Below are 12,695 nucleotides of genomic sequence, written 5' to 3' on the forward strand. Positions count from 1 at the left end.
GGGTGGGGTAATTTCTCTTGGTTCTTTAGGTAGTTGACGTCGTGGCCCACCGGGTCGCGGTGGGCCACGATCCGGTCGGCCGCCACCGGGTCGTGGCACGCCCGTCTCCGGTTCGGACTCCGGCAGCTGAAGCACACGCGACACCCCGCACGCTCCGAGCGCGCTCGGCCCCCACGGGCGGCCGGGCGCGCTCGCCCCGGCGCCAACTCCGGTCGACGGGGGCCCTTTGCGGCGGAAACCCTGACACCGACACCCCCCTTCGGCACACTGAGTGCATGGATGCTCACCCGGAGAAGTCGCCGGACCACCTCACGATCAACGTCACCCGCCGCGACGACCCGGTCTCCGAGGTCACCGAGGCGGACGCGTTCGCCTCGGTCCGCAAGTACCCGAACGTCGTGGTCCGGGGGCCTCTGTTCGGGCTTGCCGAGCAGCGGCGCGGCGACCGGCCCCGCTGGCGGCTGCTGGGTGAACTGGACTGCGGCTTCCCGCAGATGGCCCGGGACGAGCTCAACTCGCTCCTGTGGTTCAGGGCGAGGGACGACATCGACGATCCGGCGGTGCGGAGGTCCCTGCTGGACGCCGTGGCGCGGCTGGAGGTCGAGGCGACCGACGAGGTGTCGGCGGACGGCGTCCGCTACCGGATCGTGCGCGCCGACGAGTTCGCCCGGATCGGCGGCGACCGCCTGGAGCCGCCCCGGGCCACCGACCCGGACGAGGACAGCTGGGACCTGGACGCGCCCGACCTCTCCCGGACCGAGGGCTTCGTCGTCGACCACGCGGCCGCCGTCGGGCTGACCGAGGGGATCGACCGGGCCGGGTTGCTGGGGCTCTCCTACACGGCTGCCCGCTTCCCCGAGGACGTACGGGCGGACTCCCGGCGGGCGTTGACCACCCACCCGGGGGTCGTGCTCCTCCCGACGACGTTCCGGGTGGTGGAGCGGAAGGAGGTGACCTGGTCGATGGTGACCGGGCAGTACTCCACCCCGCAGGGCGCCCGCCGCGCCCTCGTCCACCACCTCACCCGGCCCGTTACCCAACTGCCGGATCTGCCGGACATGCCGGAGCTGCCCGCCTGGATGAAGGTGGACGAGAAGGAGGCGGCCCTCCACGGCCGGGCCGCGAAGAAGTTCACCTCCCGCCGGCGGCCCAACGAACTCGTGGTGCGGGGGCGTCGGTTCGAGGTGGTCCGGGTCGAGCGGGTGATGCGGATCGGGCCGGACGGGCCGGAGACGTCGCGCCCGTCCGACGTGGACGACTACGGCCCCTCCCGGATCCACCCCCTCATGGACGAGAAGGGGAACATCACCTACGGCTCGTAGGCGGCCCCGGCAGAGGCAAGAGGGGCGCCGGGCAACAGCCCGGCGCCCCTCAACGGCTCTGCTCGCGGCCTCAGTTGCCCTTGACCGTGACCTTCTCGTCGTTGTTCAGCTGCTCCACCAGCTGCTTCACCTTGGCCTTGTCCCAGACCAGGTTGCCGCCGACGCTGCCCGAGATCGGGATGTTCATCGACGTGCCCTCACCGCCCGTGACGCCCTTCATCGCGAAGAACATGTTGCCCAGTGCCCAGAGCGACATGTCCTTGTCCACGATCAGCGTGTCCAGGCCCGCGCCCATCGTCGGGTACAGCTTGAACGGGTTGATGATCGTGGACGGGGTCGCCGTCTGGCTCGCCAGCGCCGCGAGGAACTTCTGCTGGTTCTTCGTACGGTCCAGGTCGCTGCCCGCGAACGCGTAGCGGGTCCGGACGAAGGCCAGGGACTGCTCGCCGTTCAGCGTCTGCTTGCCCGCCTGGAAGTCGGCGCCGGACTTCTTGTCCTTGAAGGCCTTCGGGATGTCCAGCTCGACCCCGCCGATCGCGTCCACGATCTTCGCGAAGCCGCCGAAGCCGATCTCGACGTAGTGATCGATGTGCAGCCCGGTGTTGAACTCGACCGTGCGCACCAGCAGTTCGGGGCCGTCCTCGGCGTAGGCGGCGTTCAGCTTCACCTGCCGGCCGGTGCCCTGGAACTTCTTCCCCGACTCGGACCCCACGAAGGACGGGATCTCGACGTTGGAGTCGCGCGGCAGCGAGATCAGCGTCGGGCCGCCTGAGCCGTCGTGCAGGATCATCATCGAGTCGGTCCGCTTGCCCTCCGCGGAACCGGTGCGCAGCCGCTTCTTCTCATCGGCCGACATGCCCTCACGGCTGTCCGAGCCGACGATCAGGTAGTTCGTGCCGTCGCCGGACTCCGGGCGCTCGATGACCTTGGAGAGGTCGACCTCGCGCTTCAGCTTCGAGTCGGCCCAGAAGTACGTCGAGATCGAGACCGCGAGCACCACGACCACCAGGGTCAGCGCGCCGAGCTTGATCCGGCGGCGCCAGTCCGGGCGGCCGTGGACGTAACCCCCGTCACCGCCGCCGCGACGGCCGCCGCCGCCCCGGCCGTCGGATCCGCCGCCGCCCGAGCCGTAGACCTGGCCCGTGTTGTAGCCGCTGTCGTACCCGGGGTCGGGGCTGTTGCCGTAGCCGCCGTCCTGGTAGCGGTCGTCGTATCCCTGGCTCTGCGGCGGCACCTGCGGTCGCTGCGGCGGAGACTGCGGCCTCTGCGGCGGGGTCGGGCGGCGCTGGATGTGGGGCATCGCCCGTGCGCTCTCGGGCCGGGCGCTGTCGCTGCCCCGCCCGTAGCGCTCGCTGCGGTCGCCGGTCCGTCGATCGGGCCAATCGTTCATTCGCTCAGTGTGCCGCGCCGCCCTACAGCCTTTACAGGGTGTATGGGGATTTGGGCCACGGCTGTTGCGAACCTGATGCATTCTGCGGGACGCGGGCCCCCGCATAAGGTGGACTGTATGACAGATCAGGCCACCCGCCCGGAGGGCGAGATTCCGGGCAAGCCGACCGCGGCGTCCCGGACCACCCTCAGCCACATCATGACCGGCAGCGACACCAACCTCCTCGGCACGGTGCACGGTGGCGTGATCATGAAACTGGTCGACGACGCCGCGGGCGCGGTGGCCGGCCGGCACTCCGGCGGGCCCGCGGTGACCGCCTCGATGGACGAGATGGTCTTCCTGGAGCCGGTCAGGGTCGGTGACCTCGTCCACGTACGCGCACAGGTCAACTGGACCGGCCGCTCCTCGATGGAGGTCGGCGTCCGGGTGATGGCCGAACGCTGGAACGAGTCGACCCCCGCCCAGCAGGTCGGCAGCGCCTATCTGGTCTTCGCCGCCGTGGACGGGGACGGCAAGCCGCGCCGCGTACCGCCGGTGATCCCCGAGACCGAGCGCGACAACCGCCGCTACCAGGAAGCGCAGATCCGGCGCACCCACCGGCTCGCCCGCCGCCGCGCGATCAAGGAGCTCCGCGAGAAGCGCGCCGCCGACGGCATCGACGACTGAGCCCCCGTACGGTCACCGGCGACGACCGGGCCACCCGTACGGCTACCGAGCCCCAGCTAGCCCTGACGCCCACCGGGTCACGGCCACCGGGCTACGGGCAGACCACCTCGTCGCCCGTCACCGTGGAGAACTCGCCCGTCTGCCGGCTCTCCGCCTTCACCCGCTGCACCTTCGTGAAGTCCGAGCCCACCGTCACCCTCAGCTGCGGGCCCTGGCCCTTCACCGCCTTCAGCTCACTCCCGGGCAGGGCCGTGGCCAGGGACTTCGCCGACCGGTCCCAGCGCGGGTCGTACTCCACGAGCGTCCGCTTCAGCTCCCGCACCTCCCCGTTGAGCGGGGCCTCGGTGGTGGTGAAGCCGGTCGCCCGCAGCGCCGTGTCCACCGTCCGGCCGAGACCGTCCTTCGGGGTCCCGTTGTAGACCTGCACCCGGATCTCCTTCGGCGCCACGTCCACGAGCGCGGCCGGAGGCTTCTTCGGACCGGCCGCGGGCTTCGGCTTCGCCGGGGCCAGCGGCTTGTCCTCGCGCAGGGCCTGGAACAGCTTCTTCGCCTTCTCCGCGTCCCACTGCACCGTCGAGCCGATGCCCTTGACCGGGAAACTGGGGTTGCCGATGGGCACGGAGGCGAACTCCGACGAGGCGGGCCCGAAGTCCTTCATCGCCTTGCCGAGCGCCAGCATCTGCTCCGTACCGAAGCCCTCGTCGGCCCGGACCGAGCCGAGCGCCGAGGCGGAGACCTGCTGGAACTTCACCGGGTTCAGCAGCACCCCGCTGCTCGTCGCCTGCTTGATCAGCGCCGCCATGAACTTCTGCTGGCGCTCCATCCGGCCCAGGTCGGCGGCCACGTCCACATGGCGCGAGCGCACGTACTGGAGCGCCCGGCCGCCGTCCAGCTCATGGGTGCCCGCCGGGAGGTTCAGTCCGGTGTACGAGTCCTTCATCGGCCGCGCCGTACAGATCTTCACCCCGCCCACCGCGTCGACCGTCTTCATGAAGCTGGTGAAGTCGACCTCCAGATAGTGGTCGATCTTGACCTTGGTCATGTTCTCGACGGTCCGCACGGTCAGCGTCGGCCCGCCCTCCGCGTACGCGGCGTTCAGCTTCACCGGGTGGCTTGCGTGGTGCTTGCCCGTGGTGCGGTCGGTGTGGGCGGGCATCTCGGCGTAACTGTCCCGGGGGAGGCTCACGACGCTCGCCCGCTGCCGGTCGGCCGACAGATGCACCAGCATGATCGTGTCCGTGCAGTGGCAGGGCGCGCCGCCGAGCTTGTACTTCTTCTTCTCGGCCTTGGTGATCGTGTCCCGGCCGTCGGTGCCGACGAGCAGCAGATTCGTGCCGTGGCCCCCCTGGGGGCGGTTCTTCATGTCCTTGAACGGATCGACCCGGCCGATGCCGCCCTCCAGGCTGCTCACCACGGCGTGCCCGATCCCGCCGGCCCCCAGCACCAGGACCGACAGGCCCGTGGCCACCCGCATGCCCCAGCGCGGCCGCTCGTCCTGCTTGCGGCGGGCGCTGCGGTCGCTGCGGTGCGGGCACGGGGGAGACACCTCCGGGGTGCAAGGGAGACACCTCTGCGGTGCAAGGGGACCATCGCACGGTAGGCCCATACGATCTCCGTCCCGGCCCGCGACCCGGCGGCGCGCATGGGTATCCCCCATTCGCGGTAACGTGGCGGCCGAATAACGCCACCTCCCGGGGCGCCCGCCTCCCGCGGTGCGGCACCCCCGGCGCCCCCGAGGACCACCCGAGGACCACATGTCTGCCGCGCAGTACCCCGCCGTCTCCGTGATCATGCCGGTGCTCAACGAGGAACGTCATCTCAGGAACTCGGTCCGGCACATCCTGGAGCAGGAGTACCCCGGTGAGATGGAGGTCGTGATCGCGCTCGGCCCCTCCGCCGACCGTACGGACGAGATCGCCGCCGAGCTGGTCGCCGAGGACCCCCGGGTCCACACCGTGCCCAACCCCACCGGCCGCACCCCCGCCGCCCTCAACGCGGCGATCAAGGCCTCCCGCCACCCGATCGTCGTACGGGTCGACGGCCACGGCATGCTCTCGCCGAACTACATCGCGACCGCCGTCCGCCTCCTGGAGGAGACCGGCGCGCAGAACGTCGGCGGCATCATGCACGCCGAGGGCGAGAACGCCTGGGAGGACGCCGTCGCCGCCGCGATGACCTCCAAGATCGGCGTCGGCAACGCCGCCTTCCACACCGGCGGCCAGGCGGGCCCGGCCGAGACCGTCTACCTGGGCGTCTTCCGCCGCGAGGCCCTGGAGCGGGCGGAGGGCTACAACGTCGAGTTCATCCGCGCCCAGGACTGGGAGCTGAACTTCCGCATCCGCGAGGCCGGCGGGCTGATCTGGTTCTCGCCCGAGCTGAAGGTCCAGTACCGCCCGCGCCCCACGGTGAAGGCGCTCGCCAAGCAGTACAAGGACTACGGCCGGTGGCGCCACGTCGTCGCCCGCTACCACTCCGGCTCGATCAACCTCCGCTACCTGGCCCCGCCGACCGCCGTCGTCGCCATCGCGGCGGGCCTGGTCCTGGGCGCGGCCGTCACCCCGTGGGCGCTCATCGTCCCCGGCGGCTACGTGGCCGCGATCGTCGCCGGGTCGCTGCCCGCGGGCAAGGGCCTCTCGCTGAAGGCCCGCGCGCAGATCCCGGTGGCGCTGGCGACGATGCACATGTGCTGGGGCTTCGGCTTCCTCACCAGCCCCCGGTCGCTGGCCAAGCGGGTCATCGCGAGCCGCCGCCCGGCGATGAACGGCAGCAGCGAGACCGTCTGACACCGGTCGCCCGACGTGTACGAAGGGCCCCACCGCCCGGCGGTGGGGCCCTTCGCGTACCCGTGCCGTTACGGCGTCACCAGGTGTAGCCCGGGTTCACCTTCATGCAGGCCTTGTCGTCGTCGCCGTTGAGGGCGCCCGCCGACTCCGGGGTCTTCTCCTTGCCCTTGGACACCGGGTAGGCGCCGTCCTCGCGCCAGTCCGCGCCCACGGCGAGCGAGATCCCCGAGACGTCCGTGGACTTCTTCACCTGCGACAGCGGGACACCGAGCGCCTTGGCGACCGCCTGCGCGTCGCCCTCCAGATCCGCGCTCGGATACAGGATCGCCGTCCGCGCCGCCCCGGTCACGTTGCCCGGGTCGACGGTGGCCTTCGCGAAGCCCGCGTCCTTCAGCTGCTCCATCACGTCACCGGCGCGCCCCGAGGCCGGCCCGAGCGCGTCCGTCGCTGTTCCGTTCCGCACGGCGACGGCGATCTCGCCGACCGGCGCCGACGGGTCCTTCGTGGCCTCCGGCTTCTTCCGCTTGGAGGCCTTGCCGTCCAGCGGGACGTCGTCGCGGACCATCCGGAACAGCTGCTCCGCGTCGCCCGCCTTCGGGTAGACCCGGCCGTTGTTCGTGCCGGTGCCGTACACGTTGGGCATGGTCGACATCGTGATGCGCTTCGTGGGGACCTTCTTGAACTCCTCGGCCAGGTCGTAGAGCTTCTTGACCGTGTCGAGGCCCTTGTCGACCGTCAGCGCCTCGGTGGCCGCCTCGGCGAGGTTCATCAGCTTCGCCGGGTCGGTGAGCTTGGTGCCCTTGCGCAGTTGGCGGACCATCGCGTTCATGTACTGGTGCTGGGCCTTCGCCCGCCCCAGGTCGGTGTTGTCCTCGAAGCCGTACCGGGTGCGCAGCCACTGGAGGGCCTGTTCGCCCTTGACGTACGTGGTGCCCTTCTCCAGCTTCAGCCCGGAGCCCTTGCCGTCCCGGCCCCGGGATTCGATATTGGCGTCGACGCAGACCGGGACGCCGCCGATCGCGTCGGCCATCGAGACCACACCGGCGAAGTCGATCATCATGAAGTGGTCGATCCTGATGCCGGTCAGCTCGTACCAGGTGGCCACCGTGCACCCCGGACCACCGCGGCCCAGGCTCTGGTTGGTCTGCACGTCCGTGGTGCTGGCGGGGAAGACCTCGCCGTCCGGGGCCGTGCACTTGGGCATCTTCAGCATGGTGTCGCGCGGCATGCTGATCACGGAGAGGTTGCTGCGGTCCGCGGAGATGTGGAGCAGCATCTGCACGTCGGCCAGCGGCGGTGCGCCGAAGGTCTCCTTCGCCCCGCCCAGCTTCTGGTTGGCCTTGGAGTCCCGGGCGTCGGAACCGATGAGCAGGATGTTGAGCGGGGTCTGTCCGGCGGCGTTGGCCTTGTGATCGGCCATCTGCTGGTCGCCGAGGGTCAGATCCTCTTTCTTGATGTTGCCGTTGAGGTGCTCGTAGTAGAGATAGCCGGCGCCGCCGGTGCCGAGTATCAGCACGGCGAGCACGGAGGCGCTCCAGCGCAGCACACGCCGCTTCGCGCTCTTGGGCGCGCGTCGGCTGCTGCGCGCCTGTGCGCCGCCGTTTCCGCCCCGGCCCTTGGCCGCCCGACGGCCGCCCTCCGGCGCCCCACGGCCACCCGGCTCCTCACGGCCCCCCGGCCCGTCGCCGTCTCCCTGCGCGTCGCCCTCGTGCGGGCTCCCGTCCCAGCCGAGTCGATCGGCGCCGCGGTCGCGTGATCGCGTCCGCCCCCCGGGCGTGCTGCTCCGTCCCACCGGACCCCCCATGCTGTTCAGATTTCCGCTGTGGCGCGGTGACCCGGTGTCACTGGGCGCATACCGCCTTGTCGGCGCTTGCCTTCTCGATATCCTTCGGCGGCTTCGTCGGTCCCGTGATGAGCTGGCCCGCGCCCTTGAAGTCCGCCCCCAGCGTGAGCACCATCGCCTCAAGTCCCTCGGCGTCGGTGGTGCCCTGCTTCATGGCCTCTGCGGGAAGCCCCATCATCTCGGCCAGCGCCCGGGCCTGATCGGCCTGGTTGGGCGCGTACTCCAGTGTCGTCTTCTTGATCTTCTCGGGTGCGTTGGCCTTGTTGGTGGACTTCAGCACCCCCTGCTCGTTCTGGAGCCAGGTGACGGTCGAGCCCGCAGCACCGGGGATCTCACCGCCGTTGAGGACGTCCACGCGTACGTCGGCGGCCTCGGCCTTCGGGCCCTTGAGCAGGGCCGCCTGCTTGCCCTTGGCGGCCTTCTCCTTCTGCTTCACCTCGGTCAGCGAGGTGTCGGAGCGCATCATCGCGAAGAGCTGCTCGCCCTTGACCGGGTCCACGACCACGGTGACCGGCTTCGGCTCGGCCGGGTTGTCTATGACCGGCATCGTGAGGAAGCTGATGTTCTTCGTGTCGACCTTGCCGATCTCCTCGGCCAGCGTCATCAGCTTCTGCGCGTTGCCGATGCCCGTGTCGACCGTCAGCGCCTTGGTGGCCGCGTCGGCCAGCGAGTACAGCTTCTTCGGGTTGGTCAGGGTGTCGCTCGACTTCATCTCGCGGATCATGGAGCCGAGGAACTGCTGCTGCACCTTGATCCGGTCGAGGTCGCTCCGGTTGCCGAAGCTGTCCCGGGTGCGCAGCAGGGCCAGCGCCTTTTCGCCCTGCACCTTCGACTCGCCCTGGGGCAGCTTCAGATGCGACTTCGGGTCGTCGATCGGCTTCGCCATGCAGACCTTGACGCCGCCGACCGCCGCCGTCAGGTCCTTGACCGCGTTGAAGTCGACCATCATGAAGTGGTGGGGCTTGACCCCGGTGATGTTCTCGACCGTCTTCATGGTGCAGCCGGGGTTACGGCCGTTCTGGCCGAGGCTGGTGTTGAAGCGTTCGTTCGGGGTGCCGGGGATGACCGTGGAGGCGCCGTCCGCGTCCTTCGACTCGCACTCGGGGATCTCGGTCATCAGGTCGCGCGGGATGCTCATCGCCGTCGCGTTGGTCCGGTCCTCGGAGACGTGGAACAGGATGGTGGTGTCGGCGTGGCCCTCGCTGCCCTTGTCGCCGTACCCCTCGTTGCCCTTGCCGGTGCGCTTGTCGGTGCCGATGATCAGGATGTTCATCGGGCCGTCCGTGACGACGTTCTTGCTGCCGGCGTCGCCCACGTCGATGGCGTCGATGTTCCCGTTGAGCTTCTGGTAGAGCGCGTACGCCCCGGCCGAGCCGGCGACCACGACGAACGCCATGACCCCGCCCGTCCACAGCAGCGCCTTCTTCTTGCGCGACTTCTGGGGCTTGCGCTTCCGGCGGCCGGGTGCGGGCGGTTCGGCGGCCCCGCGTCCCCCCTGGGAGCTGCGGCGGCTGCGCTGGCCGGGCACCTCGCGGCGCGGCCCGTCCGGGGCGCCCTCGCGCTCACGCGAACCGGCGCCTCGGCGTCCCGAACCCTCGCGGGACGAACCGGTCCGGGAGCCGCCCCGGCGACCGGTTCCCTCAGCCGTAGCCGTTCGCGAAGGACTGCTCGACTCCCCAGCGGAGTGATCCAGTCGCAATTCGTAATTGCCGGTGTGCGGGTTGAGTACCCACTGGTCGGCGGGGTCGATATCGTCCGCCCGTCCACGACTGTGCGCGTCCACGGTTGCCTGCGTCCTCCGTCGGTGCCACGCGAGGCGCCCTCCCCCGGCAAGGCGCTCGTTCCTTCGCTCCAGCAGTGCACGACCTGACGGCCGGAAGCACCGGATCGCGTCACACTATCCGGCCGATTCCGCGTCGAGCGACGTGCGTGACACATTCCACGCCCCTTACAACCGGGCATTCTTCCCATTAGGCGTCGATTGCGTTCTATGTCTTGGCAATTGCTTTACTGCTTGCACAGGTCATCCGCCGCACTCGAACCCGAATAGGTGGGTGTGGGCGTCGGACTCCCGGACCCCGTGTCGTCCGGTTTCCCGTCCTGCTTCCCCTCCTGGTCGCGCTGTGCTTCCTCCAGTTCGTCGGCCGGGACCACGGCGACGGGCCGGTCCTCACGGAGTTGCTCGAACAGCTCGCCCGCGTCCGGTTCGACGAGTTCGTCCCGGTTCACGTTGTTGCGGTACGGCTGCCGGGGCACGGTCAGGAACTGCACCTGCTCGGTCGGCACGTTGCGCATCCCGCGCACCAGGTCGTACAGGTCGCGCAGCGAGTCCAGCCCCGGGTCCGTGGTCAGCGACTTGGTCGCCGCGTCCAGCACCGGGTAGAGCCGCGTCGGGTTGAGCAGGACGCCGTTGCTCTGCATCTTGTTCACCAGGGCGCCCAGGAACTGCTGCTGGCGCTCCATGCGTTCGGTGTCGCTGCCGTCGCCGAGGGTCTTGCGCGCCCGTACGTAGCCGAGGGCCTCCTCGCCGTTCAGCGTCTGCCGGCCGGCCGGGAGCTCCAGATGCGCGTCCTTGTCGTCGATCGGCTCCTTGAGACAGATCTCGACCCCGTCCACGGCGTCGACCATGTCCTTGAAGCCGTTGAAGTCGACGACCATGTGGTGATCGACGCGGATGCCGGTCATCCGTTCCACGGTGCGGATCGTGCAGGCGGTTCCGCCCACCTCGAACGCCGTGTTGAACTGGGTGAACTGCTTCCGCGTCTCCTTGTCGTCCGAGGTGCGGCAGCTGGGGATCTCCACCATCAGGTCACGGGGGAGGGACACGGCGGTCGCGCTCTTCCGGTCCGCCGCCAGGTGCAGCAGGATCGTGGTGTCGGAGCGCTGGCTGCCGCCGTCGTCCCGGCCGTACTTCCGGTTGTCCCCGGCCCGGCTGTCGGACCCGATGAGCAGGATGTTCTGGGCGTCCATGACGACCGGGGCGGGCCGTTCCTTCTCGTACGCCTTGAGCTCGGCGGCGGCGCTCGTGTCGGTGGTGATGTTCCCGTCGAGCTTCTGGTACATCCACCAGCCCACGCCCGCGGCGACCAGCACGAGGAACGAGGCGGCGAGCGCGGTCCAGCGCAGCCAGTGGCGCTTGCGGGCGGTGGAGCCGCCGTCCTTGGGCCGGTCGGCCCAGGTCTGCACGCCGTCGCCGCCCCCGGCCCCGGGCGCGCCGTCACCTTCCCCGGCGCCCTCGGAGCCGACGGCCTTGGCGGGCTCGGGACCGGGCTCGGGACCAGGGTCGGCACCCGCCCCGATCCCGGGCTCGGGCTCCGCGCCGGCCGGGGTCCTCTCCCCGGCCGTCGGGTCCTCCGGGGTCCGAGGGGTTTCCGCGGGCTCCTGGGTGTCCCCGGCCGCCGGCGTCCCGTCCTGGGGGTTCCCGTCCTCGGGAGTCCCGTCCTTGGGGTTCCCGTCCCCGGGAGTCACGTCCTCGGGGACGGACTCCTCCTGCGACCTGCCCTGCGGCTTGTCCCCGGCCGGGTGGTCCGGGTCGGACGGCGGGCCAGCACTGTCGGTCACGTCTGCGTCCATCCTTCACGTTCGGCGGCGCGAGGGGCCGCCGGTCGCAGGAGTAGACGGCTGAAACTCACGCTTGGTTGTGCACGGCCAGGAGAGTGGTCTGTACCGCCCGATCATCTACCCGCTCCGGAGCCGATTACCGAGGACTCGGCCCGCTGTGGGCCGGACGAGTGCACATCAGGGCGCTTGTCATACCGTGGTGTTGGTGACCCGCTCGCTCTTGGTCCGCTTGGCCAGCCCCTCCGCGTCGAGCTGCCCGAGGTGGCGGCAGAGCACCACGGACCCGCCGGCCGCGAGTGGCGCGAACAGCCCGGCACTCAGCCCTTCCCAGGTGTCGTACGTACGCCCGGTGAGCAGCCGGGATCCCGGTACGAGTCCGAGGGCGTCGGCGTCCTCGCGGGCCCGGGCGACGAGCTGCCCACCTGTCAGCTCGACCCCGCCGACGGCCAGCGCGGGCGCGTCCGGGTCCACCGGGGCGAAGGGCGCGAAGCGGTCGCCCTGGCTCGGCACCTCCACCGCGTAGTCCGCGAACCCCTCGGGCGTCTGCGGGAACCGGCCACCCAGCGGACGCAGGGCGAGGGCGACGCGCTCGCCCCGGCAGCCCCGCGCCCGCTCCAGGCTGTCCGGGCCGGTCACGACGAGATCGGCGGCTGCCGGGTCGCCCTGGACGTCGGCGACGACCCCGACGGAGGAGCAGGCGAGCAGCCAGACCGCGGACTGCCAGTGCGCGGGGAGCAGCAGGGCGAGCCGGTCGCCCGGCTCGGCCGCGAGGTCGCCCTGGAGCAGATTGGCGGTCTTGGCCACCCAATTGGCGAAGGTGGCCACCGACAGTTCGACGCGTTCTCCGGTGGCGTCGTCGTAGAAGGTGACCAGGGGGCGGGCCGGGTCCGCGGCGAGGGCGGATCGCAGCAGGTCGGCAGGGGTGCGGTCGCTGGAGTTCATCCGCGCAAGCGTACGCGGGCACGCTGTGCCGGGCGGGCTGAACGGGTGTCACGTACACCGGTTCGGCCGACGGTGCGTCACGGCGGGGCCGATGTCCGGGTCGCCGGACTCAGGGCTATATGGCCAGGATCGTGCGTATGCGTGCACTATTGGTCACCTCAGTCGGCGTCACCTGCGCGGCAGCCCTC

The 12,695-nt window shown here is 70.5% G+C and carries 9 protein-coding genes; 3 read left to right on the top strand and 6 right to left on the bottom strand.

What is annotated here, in order from left to right; translation table 11 throughout:
* Nucleotides 1-275 precede the first annotated feature (275 nt).
* Nucleotides 276-1,322 carry a DUF5954 family protein gene (locus tag HET64_RS28890; protein ID WP_215110098.1) on the top strand — a complete coding sequence of 349 codons (1,047 nt, stop codon included), beginning with the start codon at nt 276-278 and terminating at the stop codon, nt 1,320-1,322.
* Between the two features lie 70 nt (nt 1,323-1,392).
* Here the strand turns inward: HET64_RS28890 and HET64_RS28895 are convergent, their stop codons facing one another.
* Nucleotides 1,393-2,712, bottom strand: coding sequence for an LCP family protein (locus tag HET64_RS28895; protein ID WP_215110099.1), 1,320 nt, complete (start codon nt 2,710-2,712; stop codon nt 1,393-1,395).
* A 117-nt stretch (nt 2,713-2,829) separates the two neighbouring features.
* On the opposite strand from HET64_RS28895, the gene HET64_RS28900 reads away from it, so the two are divergent.
* The gene (locus HET64_RS28900) at nt 2,830-3,378 is read left to right on the top strand and encodes an acyl-CoA thioesterase (protein ID WP_018961270.1); all 549 of its coding nucleotides are present in this window, start codon (nt 2,830-2,832) and stop codon (nt 3,376-3,378) included.
* Nucleotides 3,379-3,469: 91 nt separating this feature from the next.
* Here HET64_RS28900 and HET64_RS28905 read toward each other — a convergent pair whose 3' ends face one another.
* Nucleotides 3,470-4,852, bottom strand: a complete 1,383-nt coding sequence (locus HET64_RS28905) for an LCP family protein (RefSeq protein WP_215110105.1) — start codon at nt 4,850-4,852, stop codon at nt 3,470-3,472.
* A 280-nt stretch (nt 4,853-5,132) separates the two neighbouring features.
* Here HET64_RS28905 and HET64_RS28910 point away from each other — a divergent pair, with 280 nt between their 5' ends.
* Entirely contained in the window at nt 5,133-6,161 is a 1,029-nt protein-coding gene (locus HET64_RS28910; protein WP_215110100.1) for a glycosyltransferase family 2 protein, read from the top strand.
* A gap of 76 nt (nt 6,162-6,237) precedes the next feature.
* Here HET64_RS28910 and HET64_RS28915 read toward each other — a convergent pair whose 3' ends face one another.
* From HET64_RS28915 to HET64_RS28930, 4 genes are all read right to left on the bottom strand, one after another.
* Nucleotides 6,238-7,965 (bottom strand): LCP family protein, encoded by a 1,728-nt coding sequence (locus HET64_RS28915; RefSeq protein WP_251146018.1) that lies wholly within the window; start codon nt 7,963-7,965, stop codon nt 6,238-6,240.
* 37 nt (nt 7,966-8,002) lie between these two features.
* Nucleotides 8,003-9,787, bottom strand: a complete 1,785-nt coding sequence (locus tag HET64_RS28920) for an LCP family protein (RefSeq protein WP_374105582.1) — start codon at nt 9,785-9,787, stop codon at nt 8,003-8,005.
* Nucleotides 9,788-10,011: 224 nt separating this feature from the next.
* Nucleotides 10,012-11,577: an LCP family protein gene (locus HET64_RS28925; RefSeq protein ID WP_215110103.1), complete on the bottom strand. Its 1,566-nt coding sequence runs from the start codon at nt 11,575-11,577 to the stop codon at nt 10,012-10,014.
* A gap of 177 nt (nt 11,578-11,754) precedes the next feature.
* Nucleotides 11,755-12,507 carry a TIGR03089 family protein gene (locus HET64_RS28930; RefSeq protein ID WP_215110104.1) on the bottom strand — a complete coding sequence of 251 codons (753 nt, stop codon included), beginning with the start codon at nt 12,505-12,507 and terminating at the stop codon, nt 11,755-11,757.
* Nucleotides 12,508-12,695 lie beyond the last annotated feature (188 nt).

The organism is Streptomyces sp. McG3, from assembly GCF_018619185.1.
Taxonomy (GTDB): Bacteria; Actinomycetota; Actinomycetes; order Streptomycetales; family Streptomycetaceae; genus Streptomyces.